This window comes from Mycobacterium sp. IDUB_9 (assembly GCF_055419505.1).
Window position 1 is genome coordinate 589,895 of record NZ_JBVAXU010000004.1, and the last position, 18,158, is coordinate 608,052.

At 67.1% G+C, this 18,158-nt stretch carries 19 protein-coding genes; 12 read left to right on the forward strand and 7 right to left on the reverse strand.

The window, feature by feature from the left end:
* The first annotated feature begins 27 nt into the window (after window positions 1–27).
* From ACZY08_RS20875 to ACZY08_RS20890, 4 genes are all read left to right on the forward strand, one after another.
* Window positions 28–1,863: an ArnT family glycosyltransferase gene (locus ACZY08_RS20875; protein WP_463746592.1), complete on the forward strand. Its 1,836-nt coding sequence runs from the start codon at window positions 28–30 to the stop codon at window positions 1,861–1,863.
* Window positions 1,864–1,918: 55 nt separating this feature from the next.
* Window positions 1,919–3,205 carry a bifunctional glycosyltransferase family 2/GtrA family protein gene (locus ACZY08_RS20880; RefSeq protein WP_463746502.1) on the forward strand — a complete coding sequence of 429 codons (1,287 nt, stop codon included), beginning with the start codon at window positions 1,919–1,921 and terminating at the stop codon, window positions 3,203–3,205.
* A complete protein-coding gene (locus ACZY08_RS20885) occupies window positions 3,202–5,145 on the forward strand; it encodes an ArnT family glycosyltransferase (protein ID WP_463746503.1) in 1,944 nt (647 codons plus the stop codon). Before ACZY08_RS20880 ends, ACZY08_RS20885 begins: the two co-directional genes overlap by 4 nt.
* 122 nt (window positions 5,146–5,267) lie before the next feature.
* Window positions 5,268–5,759 carry a beta-class carbonic anhydrase gene (locus ACZY08_RS20890; protein ID WP_463746504.1) on the forward strand — a complete coding sequence of 164 codons (492 nt, stop codon included), beginning with the start codon at window positions 5,268–5,270 and terminating at the stop codon, window positions 5,757–5,759.
* 11 nt (window positions 5,760–5,770) lie between these two features.
* Here ACZY08_RS20890 and ACZY08_RS20895 read toward each other — a convergent pair whose 3' ends face one another.
* On the reverse strand, window positions 5,771–6,184 hold the full coding sequence (locus ACZY08_RS20895; RefSeq protein WP_463746505.1) for a PaaI family thioesterase: 414 nt from the start codon (window positions 6,182–6,184) through the stop codon (window positions 5,771–5,773).
* Window positions 6,185–6,267: 83 nt separating this feature from the next.
* Here ACZY08_RS20895 and ACZY08_RS20900 point away from each other — a divergent pair, with 83 nt between their 5' ends.
* The 4 genes from ACZY08_RS20900 to ACZY08_RS20915 all read left to right on the forward strand — a co-directional run bounded on the left by ACZY08_RS20900 (window position 6,268) and on the right by ACZY08_RS20915 (window position 11,220).
* A complete protein-coding gene (locus tag ACZY08_RS20900; protein WP_463746593.1) occupies window positions 6,268–7,602 on the forward strand; it encodes an MFS transporter in 1,335 nt (444 codons plus the stop codon).
* Between the two features lie 93 nt (window positions 7,603–7,695).
* Window positions 7,696–8,634, forward strand: a complete 939-nt coding sequence (cysD, locus tag ACZY08_RS20905; RefSeq protein ID WP_463746506.1) for a sulfate adenylyltransferase subunit CysD — start codon at window positions 7,696–7,698, stop codon at window positions 8,632–8,634.
* A gap of 1 nt (window position 8,635) precedes the next feature.
* Window positions 8,636–10,480, forward strand: coding sequence for an adenylyl-sulfate kinase (gene cysC / locus ACZY08_RS20910; RefSeq protein WP_463746507.1), 1,845 nt, complete (start codon window positions 8,636–8,638; stop codon window positions 10,478–10,480).
* On the forward strand, window positions 10,477–11,220 hold the full coding sequence (locus tag ACZY08_RS20915) for a 3'(2'),5'-bisphosphate nucleotidase CysQ (RefSeq protein WP_463746508.1): 744 nt from the start codon (window positions 10,477–10,479) through the stop codon (window positions 11,218–11,220). The genes cysC and ACZY08_RS20915 overlap by 4 nt, the downstream gene beginning before the upstream one ends.
* 5 nt (window positions 11,221–11,225) lie before the next feature.
* Here the strand turns inward: ACZY08_RS20915 and ACZY08_RS20920 are convergent, their stop codons facing one another.
* Window positions 11,226–11,696 (reverse strand): hypothetical protein, encoded by a 471-nt coding sequence (locus tag ACZY08_RS20920; RefSeq protein WP_463746509.1) that lies wholly within the window; start codon window positions 11,694–11,696, stop codon window positions 11,226–11,228.
* A 43-nt stretch (window positions 11,697–11,739) separates the two neighbouring features.
* On the opposite strand from ACZY08_RS20920, the gene ACZY08_RS20925 reads away from it, so the two are divergent.
* Window positions 11,740–12,336, forward strand: coding sequence for a cysteine hydrolase family protein (locus ACZY08_RS20925; RefSeq protein ID WP_463746510.1), 597 nt, complete (start codon window positions 11,740–11,742; stop codon window positions 12,334–12,336).
* Between the two features lie 71 nt (window positions 12,337–12,407).
* Window positions 12,408–12,878, forward strand: coding sequence for an Rrf2 family transcriptional regulator (locus tag ACZY08_RS20930; protein WP_463746511.1), 471 nt, complete (start codon window positions 12,408–12,410; stop codon window positions 12,876–12,878).
* A 6-nt stretch (window positions 12,879–12,884) separates the two neighbouring features.
* On the opposite strand, the gene ACZY08_RS20935 is transcribed toward ACZY08_RS20930, so the two are convergent.
* The 4 genes from ACZY08_RS20935 to ACZY08_RS20950 form a co-directional block, all read right to left on the reverse strand.
* Entirely contained in the window at window positions 12,885–13,268 is a 384-nt protein-coding gene (locus tag ACZY08_RS20935; RefSeq protein WP_463746512.1) for a VOC family protein, read from the reverse strand.
* Window positions 13,269–13,356: 88 nt separating this feature from the next.
* Window positions 13,357–13,866 carry a hypothetical protein gene (locus ACZY08_RS20940; RefSeq protein ID WP_463746513.1) on the reverse strand — a complete coding sequence of 170 codons (510 nt, stop codon included), beginning with the start codon at window positions 13,864–13,866 and terminating at the stop codon, window positions 13,357–13,359.
* Window positions 13,866–15,179: a C2 family cysteine protease gene (locus ACZY08_RS20945; RefSeq protein ID WP_463746514.1), complete on the reverse strand. Its 1,314-nt coding sequence runs from the start codon at window positions 15,177–15,179 to the stop codon at window positions 13,866–13,868. Before ACZY08_RS20945 ends, ACZY08_RS20940 begins: the two co-directional genes overlap by 1 nt.
* Window positions 15,176–15,478 (reverse strand): type VII secretion target, encoded by a 303-nt coding sequence (locus tag ACZY08_RS20950; RefSeq protein ID WP_463746515.1) that lies wholly within the window; start codon window positions 15,476–15,478, stop codon window positions 15,176–15,178. The genes ACZY08_RS20945 and ACZY08_RS20950 overlap by 4 nt, the downstream gene beginning before the upstream one ends.
* Before the next feature lie 225 nt (window positions 15,479–15,703).
* Between ACZY08_RS20950 and ACZY08_RS20955 the strand changes: the two genes are divergently transcribed.
* A complete protein-coding gene (locus ACZY08_RS20955) occupies window positions 15,704–16,228 on the forward strand; it encodes a GNAT family N-acetyltransferase (RefSeq protein WP_463746516.1) in 525 nt (174 codons plus the stop codon).
* Window positions 16,228–17,253, forward strand: coding sequence for a nitronate monooxygenase (locus ACZY08_RS20960; protein WP_463746517.1), 1,026 nt, complete (start codon window positions 16,228–16,230; stop codon window positions 17,251–17,253). Before ACZY08_RS20955 ends, ACZY08_RS20960 begins: the two co-directional genes overlap by 1 nt.
* Here the strand turns inward: ACZY08_RS20960 and ACZY08_RS20965 are convergent.
* The gene (locus ACZY08_RS20965) at window positions 17,250–18,134 is read right to left on the reverse strand and encodes a DUF4097 family beta strand repeat-containing protein (protein WP_463746518.1); all 885 of its coding nucleotides are present in this window, start codon (window positions 18,132–18,134) and stop codon (window positions 17,250–17,252) included. The genes ACZY08_RS20960 and ACZY08_RS20965 overlap by 4 nt on opposite strands.
* Window positions 18,135–18,158 lie beyond the last annotated feature (24 nt).

The window sequence follows — 18,158 nt, forward strand, 5'->3', positions numbered from 1 at the left end:
CTTGTTGCCGCGCATCCCGCTGCCGAGGTGCAGGTGGCGACACCCGACCGGTCGAAGCCCCGCAGCTCGACCTCGACCGCCCAACGCATCGCCCTCGGCCTGTTGCTGGCCGGCACCGCGGTGCTCTACCTGTGGAATCTGTCGATCAGCGGGTGGGCCAACGCCTTCTACTCGGCCGCCGCCCAGGCCGGCGCCGAGAACTGGACCGCGATGCTGTTCGGGTCCAGCGACGCCGGCAACGCCATCACCGTGGACAAGACGCCCGCGGCGCTGTGGATCATCGACCTCTCGGTGCGCCTGTTCGGGCTGAGCTCGTGGAGTGTCCTGGTACCGCAGGCGCTGATGGGGGTCGGCGCGGTCGCGGTACTCTACGCGGCGGTGCGCCGAGCGGCCGGACCGCGAGCCGGCCTGTTGGCGGGTACAGTGCTGGCACTGACGCCGGTGGCCGCGTTGATCTTCCGGTTCAACAATCCCGATGCGCTGCTGGTGCTGCTGCTCGTCGTGGCGGCGTACTGCGTGCAGCGCGGGATCGAAAAGAACGCCAGCCGTTGGTGGTTCGTCGCTGCAGGGGCCGCGGTCGGCTTCGGCTTCCTGGCCAAGATGCTGCAGGCGTTCCTGGTTCTGCCGGCCTTCGCCGCGGCGGCGCTGATCGGGGGGAACCGTCCGCTGGGCCGGCGTGTGCTCGACGTCGTCACGGCCTTGGTCGCCATGATCGTCAGCGGTGGCTGGTTTCTGGTGCTGGTGGAGCTGTGGCCGGCCTCATCGCGTCCCTTCATCGGTGGTTCGCAGAACGACAGCATCGTCGAATTGGCCTTGGGGTACAACGGCTTGGGCCGGCTGACCGGCGATGAAACGGGCGGCCTGGGCAACCTGAATTTCGACGTCGGCCCGGGCCGGTTGTTCGCATCGCAGATGGGCGCCGATATCGCCTGGCTGCTGCCCGCGGCGCTGATCTGTCTGGCGGCCGGCCTCTACCTGACCCGCCGGGCCGCCCGCACCGACCCGACCCGTGCCGGTCTCATCCTGTGGGGTGGTTGGCTTTTGGTCACCGCGGTGGTGTTCAGCTTCATGAACGGCATCGTCCATCCGTATTACACCGTGGCGCTCGCCCCGGCGATCGGCGCTGTGATCGGTATCGGCGCCACGCTGCTGTGGAAGTGCCGCGCCGACATCCGAGCCGCCACGGCGATGTCGGGTGCGGTGCTGGTGACCGCCATCCTAGCCGCGGTGCTGTTGGCCCGCAACGACGATGCGTATCCGTGGCTGCGGGCTGCGGTGGCAGTGGTCGGTGTGGGAGCCGCGGTACTGCTGCTCGTGGTGGGGCGGTTGGAGCGCCCGATGGTGCGGGTGACGGCGGCGCTGGCGATCGTGGCCTGCCTGGCCGGTCCGGCCGCGTACTCGATCGCGACGGCTGCCGGCGCGCACACCGGGGCGATACCGTCCGTCGGTCCATCGCGCGGTGGTGGGGGATTCGGAGGCATGTTCGCAGCTCCCGAACCCGGGCCGGCGGTGACCGCGACCCTGGCAGCCGATGCCGACCGCTACCAGTGGGCGGCGGCCGTGGTGGGTTCGTCGAATGCCGCGGGTTATCAATTGGCCACCCGCGCACCGGTGATGGCGGTCGGGGGCTTCAACGGCACCGATCCCGCACCCACACTTCAGGAGTTCCAGCGCCTCGTGGATGACGGCGCCATCCACTACTTCATCCGATCCCGCATCATGGCCGGCGGATTCGGCGGACATACGCCCAGCGGCAGCCAGGCGGCGATCGAGATCGCGGAATGGGTCCAGGCCCACTACAACCCGGTCACCGTCGACGACGTCACCTTCTACGACCTGACGCAGCGTGCGACGAACACATAGCCGGCGCATAGCTTCGCCCAACCCGGATCACAAGCCTGCGGAGAACGATGAACTCATGACAACTTTGGTCGAAGAACCCGAGCAGCGTTTTCGTTTCGCGTCGCGGCCGAACGCCAGCCTCGCCGCCCGGGAGGCCGGAGTGCCGGTGCTCGACGTCGTCGTGCCGGTGTACAACGAGCAGGCCGCGCTCGCCTATTCGGTGCGCCGGCTGCACCGGTATCTCGCCGAGAACTTCGCGGTGCCGGTCCGCATCACCATCGCAGACAACGCCAGCGTCGACGAAACCCCGCGCATCGCAGCCGAGCTGGCCGCCGAGCTCGACGGTGTGCGGGTGGTCCGGCTGGAGGAGAAGGGGCGCGGACGCGCACTGCGCGCGGTGTGGTCGACCTCGGACGCGCCGGTGCTCGCCTACATGGACGTCGACCTGTCCACCGACCTGGCCGCGCTTGCGCCGTTGGTGGCACCACTGATCTCCGGCCACTCCGACCTGGCCATCGGCACCCGGCTGGGCCGCGGCTCACGGGTGGTCCGCGGTGCCAAGCGTGAGTTCATCTCGCGCTGCTACAACCTGATCCTGAAATCGACTCTGGCGGCGAGGTTCTCGGATGCGCAGTGCGGTTTCAAGGCAATTCGGGCCGACGTTGCCCGCCAGTTGTTGCCACATGTGGCCGATACCGGTTGGTTTTTCGACACCGAGCTGTTGGTGCTCGCGGAACGCAGCGGCCTGCGCATCCACGAGGTTCCGGTCGACTGGGTGGACGATCCGGACAGCCGAGTGGACATTCTCGCTACCGCCACCGCCGACCTCAAGGGCATCGGCCGGCTGCTGCGCGGCTTCGCCAACGGGTCGATTCCGGTGAACACGATCGCCGCACAGCTCGGATCGTCGCGGAAATCGGCTGCCCCCGGGTCATTGCTGCGCCAGGCAGTGCGCTTCGGCGCGGTCGGCGTGGTCTCCACGCTGGCCTACCTGCTGCTGTTCACCGCCCTGCGGGCAGGGGTCGGTGCGCAGGCCGCCAACCTGATCGCGCTGCTGGTGACCGCGGTCGGAAACACCGCTGCCAACCGTCGATTCACCTTCGGGATCGCCGGGGCGGGCAACGTGACCCGCCATCACCTTGAGGGTCTGACGGTGTTCGGGGTCGCGCTGACCATCACGAGCGGATCGTTGGGACTCTTGCACATCGTGGCGCCCGTGCCGCACCGCGGTGTCGAGCTTGCCGTATTGGTGGCGGCCAACCTGTTGGCCACCGCGGTGCGCTTCGTCCTGTTGCGGGGGTGGGTATTCCATCCCTCGCGGACGGGGCAGGCCGCTGCGCCGAATCGAGGGGTAGAACTATGACGACCACCGTTGACGTGCCACCCGAGGCCGCGGCGCAGATCGCGGAATCACCGAAGGCCCTGGCCCCGCGCTGGGTTCGGCCGTCCTACCGGGCTCTGTTGGCCGGCACAGCGGTGCTCTACTTCTGGGGGCTCGGGTCTTCGGGGTGGGCGAACAGTTACTACGCCGCGGCGGCCCAGGCCGGTACCCAGTCCTGGAAGGCCTGGCTGTTCGGGTCGCTGGATGCCGGCAACGCCATCACCGTGGACAAACCGCCGGCCGCAATGTGGGCAATGGGGTTGTCGGGCAGGCTGTTCGGCTTCAACGAGTTCACCATGCTGCTGCCGCAGGCGTTGATGGGTGTCGGTGCGGTGGCGCTGCTCTATGCCACCGTGCGGCGCACCAGCGGCCCCGGCGCCGGCCTGATCGCCGGGACGGCGCTGGCGCTGACACCGGTGGCGGCCTCGATGTTCCGCTACGACAATCCCGATGCACTGTTGGTCCTGTTGTTGGTGCTGGCGGCGTACTTCATGGTCCGTGCGGTCGGTCCGGTGTCGGCGCGGGCCAGCGCGGGGTGGGTGGCGTTGGCGGGGTGTGCGCTCGGTTTTGCCTTCCTGACCAAGATGCTGCAGGCCTTCCTGGTGGTGCCGGGGTTGGCCCTGATGTTCCTCGTCGCCGCGCCCGTGGCCGGCGTGTGGAAACGGTTGGGCACTCTGTTGATCGGTGCGGCAACGATGATCGTCTCGTCGGGCTGGTACATCGCGATGGTGGCACTGTGGCCGGCGGATTCGCGGCCCTACATCGCCGGATCGACCGACAACAGCCTGCTGCAACTGGCATTCGGCTACAACGGGTTGCAACGCATCCTGGGCCGGGAGGGCTCAGGGCCCGGCAACGGTCCTGGACCGGGTGGACCCGGTTTCGGGCACGGCCCCGGCGGGGGTCCCAACCTGATGTTCGGCGGTGACCCCGGCATCGGCCGGATGTTCGGGATGTCCATGGGTACCGAGGCGTCGTGGCTGTTGCCCGCCGCGCTGCTCGGACTGGTGGCTGCACTGTGGCTGACCAGGCGCACCGCGCGGACGGCCGGCCTGCGGGCGGGTCTGCTGATGTGGGGCGGCTGGGCGCTGGTCACCGCGGTGGTGTTCAGCTTCATGGACGGCATCATCCACCCCTATTACACCGTGGCGCTGGCGCCCGCGGTCGCCGCGCTGGTGGGGATCTCCGTCGTCGAATTATGGCGGGTTCGTGCACGATTCGCGGCTCGTGCGGTGCTGGCCGTCATGCTGGCCGGGACCGGGGTGTGGGCGTTCGTGTTGCTGAACCGGACGCCCGACTGGCTACCGGCGCTGCGCTGGATCGTGTTGGTCGGCTCGGTGCTGACGGCCGTCGCCCTGGCGATCACTGCCCACCGTCCGGGCAAGGTGCCTGTCGTGGTGGCGCTGGCGGCCATGGTCTTCGGGCTCGCCGCGACCGGGGCCTACACCATCGAGACGGTGGCCAAGGTCCACGGCGGTGGGCCCATGGCGACCTCGGGCCCCAACCGGGACATGGGCTTCGGTGGGCCGGGAGGTCCAGGAGGGCCTCCTGGCTTCGGGCGGGCCGACGACCCGGCACTGGCCGAGTTGATCGCTGGTACCGATGGTCGCTGGGCCGCAGCCAGCGTGGGCTCGATGCAAGTCAGCGATCTTGAGCTCAAGACCGGCGAGTCGTTGATGGCGATCGGCGGGTTCACCGGCAGTGACAACTCGCCCACGCTCGCGCAGTTCCAGCGGTACGTCGCCGACGGCCAGGTCCGCTACTTCCTCGATCGGTCCGAGGGCAGTCGGGGCGGCCCACCCGGACCGCCTCGCGATCCGAGCGGGAGCGCAGGAGAAATCACCACCTGGGTGAGGCAGCACTTCTCCAAGAGCGTGGTCGGCGACGTCCCGGTGTACGACCTGGCGGCACCGCTCGCCTGACCCCCCAGACCGCGGCGGCCGTCCACATCCCCCCGGCAGGACGGCCGCCGCCTCGGGGTATCCATCGGCTCAGCCTGATTCTTCCTCTGGCCCTGGTCGCGGCTCGGGGTTAGCGTCGATTCATGTCTGTCACCGACCAGTACCTGGCCAACAACGAGGTCTATGCCACGACCTTCTCGGGGCCGTTGCCGCTGCCGCCCAGCAAGCACGTCGCGGTGGTCGCGTGCATGGATGCCAGGCTGGACGTCTACCGGATCCTCGGCCTGGGTGACGGTGAGGCGCACGTGATCCGCAATGCGGGCGGCGTCGTCACCGACGACGAGATCCGGTCGCTGGCCATCAGCCAACGGCTGCTCGGCACCAGGGAGATCATCCTGATCCATCACACCGATTGCGGCATGCTCACCTTCACCGATGACGGGTTCAAACAGCAGATCCAGGACGAGACCGGTATCAAGCCGAACTGGGCCGCCGAGTCCTTCGTCGACCTGGCGGAGGACGTGCGTCAGTCGTTGCGTCGCATCGAGGCCAGTCCGTTCGTCACGAAGCACGAATCGTTGCGCGGCTTCATCTTCGACGTCGCCACCGGCAAGCTCGACGAGGTGACCCTGTAGCGGGTGCCCGCTCACCCCACCTTGTACGTTGCGATGGCTTTCGCCACCGCCTCGCCGTCAGGAGTGACGATATCGACGTCACAGTTCACCAGGGACCTACCCTGACGCAGCACGCGCCCGAGGGCGATCAGATCGGTGGCCCGGGCCGGTGCCAGATAGTTGATCGTCATCGAGACCGTCACTCCGCGAAGCGAATCCGGAACCTCGGCCTGTGCCCAGGCCGCGGCCATCACCGTCACGTCGGCCAATGCGGCGATTGCACCTCCATGCACCATGTCGGCGATCGTGATGTTCGACTGATCCCACGGCAACCGCAGCCGGACCTCGGGGCTCTCGAGCGTTTCGGCGACGATGCCGAGCTTGGCCACGAACGGCGACCGCGGCAGGAACTGCGCCATGACCTCGGGGCCGGTCTGGATACTCATGGCCGCCAGTGTGTGCCGCGGGCGTTCGGCGCCTCAATTACCTACGGGGTAAGCGCCCCGTGAATCCGCGGTTCCCGAGGAGTATGGCGCTGCTGGTGGCCGGCGCGCTGTTCATGGAAATCTTGGATGCCACGGTCATCGCGCCGGCCATCCCGCTGATCGCCGCGTCGTTCGGCGTCGAGGCCATCGACGTCAACGTGGCGATCTCGGCCTATCTGGTCACCGTGGCGGTACTGATCCCGGCGAGTGGATGGTTGGCCGACAGGTTCGGAATCCGGCGGGTGTTCATCGGGGCGATCGCGGTGTTCACGCTGGCCTCCCTCGGGTGTGCCGTGAGCACGTCGCTGCCGATGCTGGTGCTGATGCGGATCCTGCAGGGCGTCGGCGGCGCCATGATGGTGCCGGTCGGCCGGCTGGCGGTGTTGCGGCACAGTGGCAAGTCCGACCTCGTCCGGGCCATCGCGCTACTTACCTGGCCGGCCCTGACCGCACCGGTGCTGGCTCCGGTGCTGGGCGGGGCGATCGCGACCCTGGGCAGCTGGCGGTGGATCTTCGCGGTCAACATTCCGATCGGCGTGATCGGAATCGTTCTCGCGATCAAACTCGTCCACGGCGAGGCACAGTCCACGGTCCGGCGGCTGGATTGGCCGGGCCTGCTGGCGCTCGGCTCGGGGATTGCTGCGGCCCTCATCGCGCTGGAGCACATCCGGGTCTCGGGGACCGATTGGGGGCTGGTCACCGGGTGCGGTGCCGCGGCGGTCCTGCTGCTGGCCGGCGCGGTGTGGCGACTGCTCACCGCGTCGTCCCCGCTGATGCAGTTGCGGGTGCTGCGGGTACATACGCTGCGGATCACGGTGGCAGCTGGATCGCTGTACCGGCTCGTGATCACCGCGGTGCCGTTTCTGCTGCCGCTGCAGTTCCAGCTGGAGTTCGGCTGGACGCCGCTGGCCGCCGGCGTCATGGTGGCCGCGCTGTTCGCCGGGAACCTGACCATCAAGCCGCTGACCACACCGTTGATGCGTCGGTTCGGTATCCGGACCGTGCTCCTGGTCAACGGGTTGGCGTCGGTCGCCTGTTTCGGCCTGCTGGCCGCGTTGCGGCCGGGGCTGCCGGTCGTCGTGATGGCTGTCGTCCTCTATCTGAGCGGGGCGCTGCGGTCGATCGGCTTCACCGCCTACAACAGCCTGGCGTTCTCCGACGTCGACGGGGAACACCTGACGCATGCCAACACGCTCAATGCCTCGGTGCAGGAGTTGGCGGCCGGGCTCGGCATCGCGGTGGCGGCGCTGCTGCTCAGCCAGTGGAGCTCGTATTCGCTGACCTATCTGATCCTGGGTGCGTTGCTGGCGCTGACCATCGTCGAGACCGTGCGACTGCCACGGCAGGCAGGCGCCCACGTCAGCGGGCACCGGGTGTGACAGTGCACGCCATTGACACCGCGGGGACCGGGCAGCTAGATTCCTGGCCATGCTTGCAATTCTGGCCATTCCTACCAACTTAATGGGGAAGTGATGACCGCCGCACAGAAAACCGATCAACAATCCGGACGGGCCGGCAACTACGAGCTGAGCCACCTCCGGTCGCTGGAGGCCGAGGCCATCCACATCATCCGCGAGGTTGCCGCGGAGTTCGAGAAGCCCGTGCTGCTGTTCTCCGGCGGCAAAGACTCGATCGTCATGCTGCACCTGGCAGTCAAGGCGTTCGCGCCGGGCAGGTTGCCGTTCCCGGTCATGCACGTCGACACGGGCCACAACTTCGACGAGGTCTACGAGGCCCGCGACGAGCTCGTCGAGCACTACGGTGCGCGCCTGGTCGTCGCCAAGGTGCAGGACGACATCGATGCCGGTCGCGTGGTGGAGACCATCCCGTCGCGCAACCCGATCCAGACCGTCACGCTGCTGCGCGGTATCCGGGAGAACAAGTTCGACGCCGCCTTCGGCGGTGCCCGGCGCGACGAGGAGAAGGCCCGGGCCAAGGAGCGCGTGTTCTCCTTCCGCGACGAGTTCGGCCAGTGGGACCCCAAGGTGCAGCGCCCCGAGCTGTGGAACCTCTACAACGGGCGGCACCACAAGGGCGAGCACATCCGTGCCTTCCCGATCTCCAACTGGACCGAGTTCGACATCTGGTCCTACATCGGCGCCGAGAAGATCAAGCTGCCGTCCATCTACTACGCACACCAGCGCAAGGTGTTCGAGCGCGACGGCATGCTGCTCGCGGTGCACAAGTACCTGCAGCCCCGCAAGGACGAACCGGTGATCGAGAAGACCGTGCGGTTCCGCACCGTCGGTGACGTCACCTGCACCGGATGTGTGGAGTCCACGGCCGCAACGGTTTCGGAGGTCATCGCCGAAACTGCGGTGTCCCGGCTCACCGAGCGTGGCGCCACCCGCGCCGATGACCGCATCTCCGAGGCCGGAATGGAAGATCGCAAGCGCGAGGGGTATTTCTGACATGGCAACGCTTCTTCGCATCGCCACCGCGGGTTCCGTCGACGACGGCAAGTCCACCCTGATCGGCCGGCTGTTGTTCGACTCCAAGGCGGTCATGGAGGATCAGCTGGCCGCCGTCGAGCGCACCTCCAAGGAACGCGGCCACGATTACACCGATCTGGCACTGGTCACCGACGGCCTGCGCGCCGAGCGGGAACAGGGCATCACGATCGATGTCGCCTACCGCTACTTCGCCACGGCCAAGCGGAAATTCATCATCGCCGACACCCCGGGGCACATCCAGTACACCCGCAACATGGTGACCGGAGCGTCCACCGCACAGCTGGTGATCGTGCTGGTCGACGCCCGCCACGGACTGCTCGAGCAGTCGCGCCGCCACGCGTTCCTGGCGTCGCTGCTGGGCATCCAGCACATCGTGCTGGCCGTGAACAAGATGGACCTGATCGACTGGGACCAGGAACGTTTCGAGGCGATCCGCGACGAGTTCCATGCGTTCGCCGCCCGGTTGGACGTGCACGACGTGACGACCATCCCGCTGTCGGCGCTCAAGGGCGACAACGTGGTGACCAAATCCGATGTGACGCCCTGGTACGAGGGCCCGTCGCTGCTGAGTCACCTCGAAGACGTCTACATCGCGGGTGACCGCAACCTCGTCGACGTACGTTTCCCGGTGCAGTACGTCATCCGGCCGCAGACCCACGAGCACGCCGATCACCGCAGCTACGCCGGTACGGTGGCCAGCGGTGTGCTGCGTCCCGGGGACGACGTGATCGTGCTGCCGGCCGGAAAGCCCACGCGCATCACCCAGATCGACGGCCCGAGCGGCGTGGTCGACGAGGCCTTCCCGCCGATGGCGGTGTCGATCAGCCTGTCCGACGACATCGATATCTCCCGCGGCGACATGATCGCCCGGCCCAACAACCAGCCCCGGGTCACCCAGGAGTTCGACGCCACGGTGTGCTGGATGGCCGACGCATCGTCACTGGAGCCCGGCCGCGAATACCTGGTCAAGCACACCACGCGCACCACCAGGGCCAAGGTGACCGGACTGGACTACCGGCTGGATGTCAACACCCTGCACCGGGACAAGTCCGCGACTGCGCTCAAACTCAATGAGCTGGGCCGTGTCTCGCTGCGCACCCAGGCACCGCTGCTGCTCGACGAATACAGCCGCAATGCCGCCACCGGATCGTTCATCCTGATCGATCCCACCACCAACGGCACCGTGGGCGCCGGCATGGTGTTGCGTGAGACCCGCCATGACATCGCGAGCCCCAACACAGTTCGGCACGAGTCGCTGTGCACCGCCGAGGATCGGCTGTCGAAGGGCCGCACCGTGTGGTTCACCGGTCTGTCCGGCTCGGGCAAGTCTTCGGTGGCAGTGCTCGTCGAGCAGAAGCTGCTCGAAAAGGGTGTTCCGGCATACGTTCTGGACGGGGACAACCTGCGCCACGGGCTGAACGCGGACCTGGGTTTCTCGATGGCTGATCGGGCCGAGAACCAGCGCCGCCTGGCTCACATCGCGGCCATTCTGGCCGACTCCGGACAGGTTGTGCTGGTCCCCGCGATCAGCCCGCTCGAAGAGCATCGCGCGCTGGCCCGGCAGGTGACCACCGATGCCGGGCTGGACTTCTACGAGGTGTTCTGCGACACCCCGCTGGAGGACTGCGAACGCCGTGACCCCAAGGGCCTGTACGCCAAGGCGCGTGCCGGTGAGATCACCCACTTCACCGGTATCGACAGCCCGTATCAGCGGCCGAAGAACCCGGATCTGCGGCTCACTCCGGACCTCAGTACCGACGAGCTGGCACAACAGGTGATCGAGCTGCTGGAATCACGTTCGTGAACGATCATGAGTTGGCCGCCCGGTTGGCCACCCGGGCCGGGGATCTGCTGCTCGACGTCCGTGCCGACTTCGCCGATGCCTCGGCTGCCGAGCGAAAGGCAGCCGGGGACAAGCAGTCCCACGATTTCCTGATGGCCGAGTTGGCCAGGTTGGTTCCCGGTGACTCGGTACTGTCCGAGGAGGCCACGGCCGATGAGCGGGCCGACCCCACCCGACTGAGTGCCGACCGGGTATGGATCGTCGACCCGCTCGACGGCACCAGGGAGTTCTCCGAACTCGGCCGCGACGATTGGGCCGTGCACGTGGCCCTGTGGAGTGCGGGCGAACTCGTGGCCGGGGCGGTCGCGTTGCCGGCCCAGAACACCACGCTGTCCACGCCCGAGGTGGCCGCACCGCGTCCGTTCGACGGCGCGCCGCGGGTCGTGGTGTCCCGCACCCGGCCGCCCGCGGTGGCACTGGCCGTGCGCGAGGCCCTCGACGGGACGCTGGTCGAAATGGGTTCGGCCGGAGCCAAAGTCGCTGCGGTGGTCCGCGGTGTCGCCGATGTGTATGTGCATGCCGGCGGTCAGTACGAGTGGGATTCGGCTGCGCCCGTCGCGGTGGCCCGTGCGGCCGGCCTGCATACCTCGCGGATCGACGGCTCGCCGTTGGTCTACAACTCGGCCGATCCGACGCTGCCCGACCTAATCGTGTGCCGGCCGGAGCTGGCTGAGCGGGTACTGGCCGTCACGGCGGGGTGACCGCGCTATGGCATTGCCGGCGGTATCGGTGAAATGTCCGAAGGCGGAGGGCCGCTGGCGACGTTCGGGCAGGCGTCCTGGAGTTCGTGCAGCGCGGTCAGCGTGGCCTGCAATTCGCGCGGGTAACTGGCCCTGAGCTTTTCGGCATGGTCGGCCAGTCTCGTCACGCTGCCGCGCAACGACCAATCCTCGATGGCTGCGGCCTCATCGCGGATGGCGGCGACCGCGTCAGTCGCAAGGGCATCCTCGCGGGCCGCATCGGCGGCGTGCCAGGGCAACCCCTTGTGGCCGGCAGCCGGCAGGATGAATGCCAACTGTTGCGCCGCCTGATCCGCGTGGATGCAGTCGGCACTCGGATCTTCCCTGCGGACAGTCTCTTCGTGATACTTCGACACGACCATGGCCAGCATGATCGGTGCCGCCGCTGCCAGCATCACGAGTCTGACCTTGCCGCTCGACCAGTCCGCTAGTCCCACCAATGCAGCCTAACCACGGCCGCCCATCACTAGGCTCATCGAAATGAGCCGCCCCACGCTGCGCGAACTGGCCAGCCTCCCCGCCGCACCGGCCCGTCTCGCCGATTCCACCCTGGTCCTGATCGACTGCCAGAACACTTACACCCAGGGGATCATGGAGCTCGAAGGAGTGCAGGCCGCACTCGAGCAGACGGCCCAACTCCTCGACCGGGCCCGCAGTGCGGGCATCCCGATCATCCACATCCAGCACTCCGACGGCCCCGGCTCGCTGTATGACATCGAGGGGGAAAGCGGCGCGATCGTCGCAGCAGTGGCCCCACGCGAGGGAGAACCCGTGGTGGTCAAGCAGTTCCCCAACTCGTTCGTGCAGACCGATCTCGACAACCGGTTGAAGGGCCTGGGGGCCTCGAACCTGCTGCTGGCCGGATTCATGACGCACATGTGCGTCAACTCCACCGCACGTGGCGCCTTCAATCTCGGCTACGCCCCGACCGTGGTGGCCGCTGCGACCGCCACCCGCACGCTCGCCGGCCCGGACAGCGCACCGGTTCCGGCTGCGGTCATGCAGACGGCGAGCCTGGCCGCGATGTCGGATTTGTTCGCCATCGTCGTCCCGGATGCCGCAGGTATCCAGGATTAGGCGTGACGACGCGGCCGGGGCTCCCGCTTCCCACATCGGTGCGCGATGACTGAACTGGCACAATCCTGAGCATGCGGATGTCGGCGAAGGCGGAGTATGCCGTCCGAGCCATGGTTCAGCTCGCGACGGTCGATGATGGTGAGCTGGTCAAAACCGATGACCTGGCCAAGGCGCAGGGCATCCCGGCGCAGTTCCTCGTCGACATTCTCACCGTGTTGCGTACGGACCGCCTGGTCCGCAGCCACCGAGGCCGCGATGGCGGTTACGAACTGGCGCGGCCGGCCGGCGAGATCAGCATCGCCGACGTGCTGCGTTGCATCGACGGACCGCTGGCCAGCGTGCGCGACATCGGTCTGGGCGATCTGCCGTACTCCGGCCCGACGGCGGCGCTGACCGACGTCTGGCGTGCGCTGCGGGCCAGCATGCGTTCGGTCCTGGAGGAGACCAGCCTGGCCGATGTGGCGGCCGGGTCGCTGCCTGGCCACGTGGACACGCTGGCCAACGACTACCGCGATCAGGAACACGAGCGCGGCCATCGCTGAAGCCGGTCAGCCGCCGTACGGTCGGGTGATGATCTCCAGGTAATGCCCCGACGGATCCTGGAAGTAGACCCCACGGCCGCCGTCGTTGTGGTTGATCTCGCCCGGATGCTGACCGTGCGGATCGGCCCAGTGCTGCATGGCGCGGTCGCGGATCTTGCCGTAGATCGAGTCGAACTCGTCCTCGGACACCAGGAATGCGTAGTGCTGCGGCCGGACTTCCTCGTCAGGACCCACCTGGGCGTAATCAAGACTGACGCCGTGATTGAGAGTCACGGCGAGAAACGGACCGAATTCTTGGGGGCCGGGCAGGCCGAACAACTCGGTGAAGAACTCGGCCGAGACCTGCCGATCCTTGGCGGCGACGATGGTGTGGTTGAAGGTGATTGCCATATCAGTCCAGTAAACCGTTGGACGGGTCGCCCCGGCAACGGTGCGACACAACTTCCGCCGGATGCACCGTCGGATCCGCTCGCAGAGCTCAGCGCGGCGCCAACTCGAAGTACCCGTAGACGAAGATTTGCCCGTCGGTGGCGCCTGACTCGACTGGCGCGTCCAGCACGGCCGCCACGATCCGGTGATCGGAGAACCAGCGCTGTAGTTGGTTGTCGCGCCGCCACACCATGTAGAAGTTCGAGCTGTCGCCCTGACCGTCCAGCTGGTAATTCGATACCTCGCTTAGGTGGTCGTTTACGCTGTGCCGCAGTGCGTCTCCTATGACATGTCCCTTTGCCGCGAAGAACCGCTCTCCCACGATGGCGAAGCCAGGCTCGACGCCGGCGACGAATGTCCGTAGCGCGTCCTCGGCCGACGTGCGCGCGGCCGCCGGCAACGAATCGATCGGATACGACTGCTGGGTCATCATGTAGGGCGGGATGTCAGCAAGCTCCGACTTCTGCGCGACTCGGTACTGGTAGAAGACATAGCCGCCGCCCGCGAAGGCGGCGACGATCAGCACGACCAAGATCCACACGAACATCGGTGCCCTCATCACATGTTGCCTATGTTGATGCCGCTGACGGGGTGGTCGCCCCACCTCGGGGTACCAGATCCCATCAAGACGCTCATCGGGATGGTGATCAGCGGTCCTCCTCCGTTCGGATTGGATTCCCATGGGTTCCGCAGGGTCACCGTGGCATTGTTTCCGGTGCCGCTGATGCTCTCGACGATATATGCGTGATTGTGCACCAACGGCCCAGCGTCGGAGCTGGTGGACAGGGTGACCGGCTGATGATTGGCCAGTGCCTCGGTGATCCTGGAGTCGATGTGGTCCCCGGTGCGCCAGGCATCTGCGGGAACCAAGGTGTCGCCCCGGTTGCCTGTCACAGCTTCCAGGGCGTCCTTGGTCTGACCGCCTTTGCCGATCGTGTTGAGCGCGTCGTTCATGTTGGACCCTGGTGCCTTGAGCTTCGCGTATGCCGACTCCATGACAGCCGGCCACAGCGGAGCGTTGGGATCGCCGTTGTCGAGTCGGCTGGCACCGTGCTTGTCGATGTTGGTGTTGATGTCGTCCTGCGTGACTGTGATGTGTTTCCACTCGTGGCCGTCCCACAGCGTCACGTCGAAATTGCCCGTGCCGTCGTCGTATTTGATGCGATCCTTGATCTTCTGGGGATTGGCGTTGGCGACAGCGCCCAACGTCGAATCGAGATAGCAGTCACCGATTTGGTCCTGCTGGATATCGGCGGCCGTCGGGTCGTGAGGAAACAGGTCCTTGTCTGTCCATTTGCGCTTCGCCGGATCACCGCCGTCATCGCCCGGACCACCGACATCGGATGGACCGCTGACATCGGAACTTGCTGCATGGATCGCCTTGGCCAGCACGCGATCTTGAGTGTCGAACTCGGCGAGCATGGTCTTCATCCGGACTGAGGCGTCAGCAGCGAGCGTCTGGAGTCGTATCGCGTTGACCGGGTTGAGTTTCGCGAACTGTTCCAGAGCGCTGCCAGGGCGGATGGACACCGTCCCGTCATCCGCCACCTGCCAACCCTGGCTCTTGAGCTGGTCGACGAGCGTCACCACGTTGGTGCGCGTGGTGGTCAGCTGATTGCCTCCGCCGGCAAGCACCGACTCCATACGACGCAGGGTCCCGGCCATTTTCTCGTGCTCGGCGATACGCCTTTCGGTAGTGGCGGAAGCCGCTCCGTAAGCGTCACCGCGCCAGCCTGCCGTCAATCGGGCGAGACTCGCGCGAAGCGTCGCAACCTGCTGGTCGACCCGAGTCGCCGACTGCGCCGCGTGTTGTGCGGCTTCAGCCAACTGCTCAGGACGTGAGTTCTGGACCGCGGAAACGGTGACCGTCACCGATTCATCGTCTTTTTCAGCGCAGCACCCGATTGAGCGTCGGCGTCGGTGTACATCTGGGCCGCGGTGCGCAGCTTTGTAGACAACTCGGTTAGGCCGCCTGACAAGCGCTGACAGGCCGATTCGAGCACCGTTGCCGCCCGCTGACATGCTTCACCGGTGGCCAGTGTGGACAGCGCGGCGCCCGTGTTACCCAGCGCCGAGCTGACCGTGAGTTCGGGAATGTCAGCTCCCACCTGACGGATATCGCTGGCTGCCGCGTGCAACGCGGTCGGATCTACCCCAAGCGTCAACCCCACGTTCCCATCTTAAGTCGATGCTGTGCCCGCGCAGCGCACCGATTGTCGGCACCCGGGACGGCCGCCTTCTCGGGTAGACCGTGATGGCGTGGGGGCAATTGTTCTGCTCCGCTGAGGATTTGAGGGGATTGTCATGCGACAAGGCGCGTCACCGGTGAAGTGGACTTGCGACGGCGCGAGGTGCCGCATTGTCCGCGCGCCCCGGCAACGGTGCAGGATGGAGCCATGCCCAACACCCAGATCCTGGCCGGGCCACAGGTGCGGCTGCGGCCACCGGTCGTCGAGGACGCCGAAGCGCTGTACACCCGGATCGCCTCCGATCCCGAGGTGACGAAGTATCTGTCCTGGCGCCCGCATTCGGGGGTGGCCGAGACTCGCCGTGTCATCACGACGTTGTTCAACGTCGGTGACGAGCAGACCTGGTTGATCGAAGTCGACGGCGAGGTGGCCGGGCTGTGTGCTCGGCGACGCCCGCAGCCGTACTCGGCGGAACTCGGTTACTGCCTGGCCCGGCAGTGGTGGGGACGCGGTCTGATGTCGGAAGCGGTTTTGTTGATGCTGGCCGACGTACATCTGGATCCGAAGGTGTACCGGGTCGCGGCCTACTGTCATGTCGACAATGCGGGTTCGGCCGGCGTACTGCGCCGGTGCGGTCTGTCACTGGAGGGAAGGCTCGCGCGGTACGCGATGTTCCCGAATATCAGTGATGAACCTCAGGACGTCCTGTTGTTCGGAAAGGCGGTGCGGTGATGGGCACATTCGATATTCGCGGGCTGCGACGTCCGGTGATCGTGGCGCCGATGGCCGGCGGACCCTCGACGCCGGAATTGGCCGCAGCCGGCAGCAACGCCGGCGGGCTCGGGTTCCTGGCGGCCGGTTATCTGACGGCCGACGCGCTCGCCGAGAGGGTCACGGCGGCACGCGGTTTGACGTCCGAACCGCTCGGGGTGAATCTGTTCGCGCCCCAGCCCAGTGCGGGTACCTCCGAGCAGATCCAGGCGTACGCCGGGGAATTGGCAGGAGAGGCGCGGCGCTACGGGGTGGCACTCGGTGAGCCGAGGTACGACGACGACGCGTGGGCCGCCAAGTTGGACGCGGTATTCGATCTACGGCCCCAGGTGGTCTCGTTCACCTTCGGCCTGCCGGGCGAGACCGAGATCGCCCGGTTGCGCAGCGCCGGGATCAGCACCGTAGGCACCGTGACGACGCTGGACGAAGCCTGGCTGGCGGTGAGCCGCGGGGTCGATGCCCTCGCCGTCCAGGGGCCCGCAGCCGGTGGACACCGCGGCACGTTCGATCCGGGCGCCTCGCCCGCATCGCAACCACTGGACCATTTGCTCGCCGAGGTGCTGGCGGCGGTGGACATTCCGGTCGCGGCCGCGGGCGGGCTGATCGGCGCCGGCGACGTTGCGGGCGTTCTGGCAGCCGGCGCGGTGGCGGCCCAACTCGGCACGGCGTTCCTGCTGGCCGATGAATCCGGTACTAGCCCCGTACACCGGGCTGCCCTGCAGAGTCCCGATTTCACTGAAACCGTTGTGACGCGCGCCTTTTCCGGTCGCTATGCTCGCGGATTGCGCAACCGGTTCATCACCGAGCACGATGGGCAGGCCCCGTTGGGTTACCCCGAGATCCATTACCTGACCAGCCCGGTGCGCAAGGCCTCGGTAGCCGCCGGCGATCCACAGGCCACCAATGTGTGGGCGGGAACCGGGTGGCGCCAGGCCCGTTCGGGTTCGGTGGCCGAGATCATCGAAGGGTTGACCCCGGACCGCTAGCGTTCTCCGAGGCCGACATCCTCGACGACCACGTCGCCGTCATCGGAGCGCACCGTGACCTCGGCGACTGCAGTATCGGGGACGGTCGTCTCGGGCACACGCACCTGGGTCGAGGACCCGGACTGGGCATGCACCAGATACGGCCCCCGCCCGGGCAGACCGATCGTCACATCACCGGTGCGGCTCACCGCCTCGACCTGCCGCGGTGCCGCGTCGCCGAAGTCGACGGCGATGTCACCGTCAGACGTGGTGGCGTTGAACTGTTCGGTGACCGCGATAGGGGAGCGGGAGAAGATCTCACCGTTCACAGTGTGGGCTTCGACGCGGCGGGCAGCACCCCGCAGGATGATCGGACCGTCGGTGGTGCGGGCGATCAACTGGTCCAGGTCCGCCTGTGCGATCACCGCGCCGATCTCCTGCTCGGTGCGCACCGTCAGCCGGCGGGCCTGCTCGGGCGGTACGGCGACCGTGATCTCGCCGCCCCGGGCCCATTCCAGGACACGGGAAGGGTTGCCCACTACCGCGATCCGGGTCTCGTCGCCGTCGGTGGTGACCTCGAGCCGGTGTGCACCACTGTGGGTGGTGTTCACCAGGCGCAGGTCCGCGGCGGCGTCCCGGGTTTCGCGGTCCGCAATGATCCGGATCGCGAAGGGGATTCGAGCGGTGTCGATCACGAGTGATCGCATCGTGCCCGGTAGGGCCTCGTGATCGGTGACGACGCGGACGGTGCTCACGGCCCACGCCGCGACACCCAGCGATGCCACCGAACCGGCCACGAGCAGCGCCGCTGCGGCGATGAGGGCGAGACGGAAGGCGGTGCGTCCGCCGGGGGTCAGCTGAGGCGGCGGGTTGACCGGTGGCGGAGGAGCGATGGTGGTCACGATGAAAGTCCTTCCCGGTGGGGA

Coding starts and splice junctions, on each gene's coding strand:
- ACZY08_RS20895 (WP_463746505.1), bottom strand. CDS start 6,184: ATGAGTATCCAGACCGGCCCCGAGGTCATGGCGCAGTTCCTGCCGCGG.
- ACZY08_RS20925 (WP_463746510.1), top strand. CDS start 11,740: ATGAGCCGCCCCACGCTGCGCGAACTGGCCAGCCTCCCCGCCGCACCG.
- ACZY08_RS20890 (WP_463746504.1), top strand. CDS start 5,268: ATGTCTGTCACCGACCAGTACCTGGCCAACAACGAGGTCTATGCCACG.
- ACZY08_RS20900 (WP_463746593.1), top strand. CDS start 6,268: ATGGCGCTGCTGGTGGCCGGCGCGCTGTTCATGGAAATCTTGGATGCC.
- ACZY08_RS20955 (WP_463746516.1), top strand. CDS start 15,704: ATGCCCAACACCCAGATCCTGGCCGGGCCACAGGTGCGGCTGCGGCCA.
- cysD (WP_463746506.1), top strand. CDS start 7,696: ATGACCGCCGCACAGAAAACCGATCAACAATCCGGACGGGCCGGCAAC.
- ACZY08_RS20935 (WP_463746512.1), bottom strand. CDS start 13,268: ATGGCAATCACCTTCAACCACACCATCGTCGCCGCCAAGGATCGGCAG.
- ACZY08_RS20930 (WP_463746511.1), top strand. CDS start 12,408: ATGCGGATGTCGGCGAAGGCGGAGTATGCCGTCCGAGCCATGGTTCAG.
- ACZY08_RS20960 (WP_463746517.1), top strand. CDS start 16,228: ATGGGCACATTCGATATTCGCGGGCTGCGACGTCCGGTGATCGTGGCG.
- ACZY08_RS20880 (WP_463746502.1), top strand. CDS start 1,919: ATGACAACTTTGGTCGAAGAACCCGAGCAGCGTTTTCGTTTCGCGTCG.
- ACZY08_RS20940 (WP_463746513.1), bottom strand. CDS start 13,866: ATGAGGGCACCGATGTTCGTGTGGATCTTGGTCGTGCTGATCGTCGCC.
- cysC (WP_463746507.1), top strand. CDS start 8,636: ATGGCAACGCTTCTTCGCATCGCCACCGCGGGTTCCGTCGACGACGGC.
- ACZY08_RS20885 (WP_463746503.1), top strand. CDS start 3,202: ATGACGACCACCGTTGACGTGCCACCCGAGGCCGCGGCGCAGATCGCG.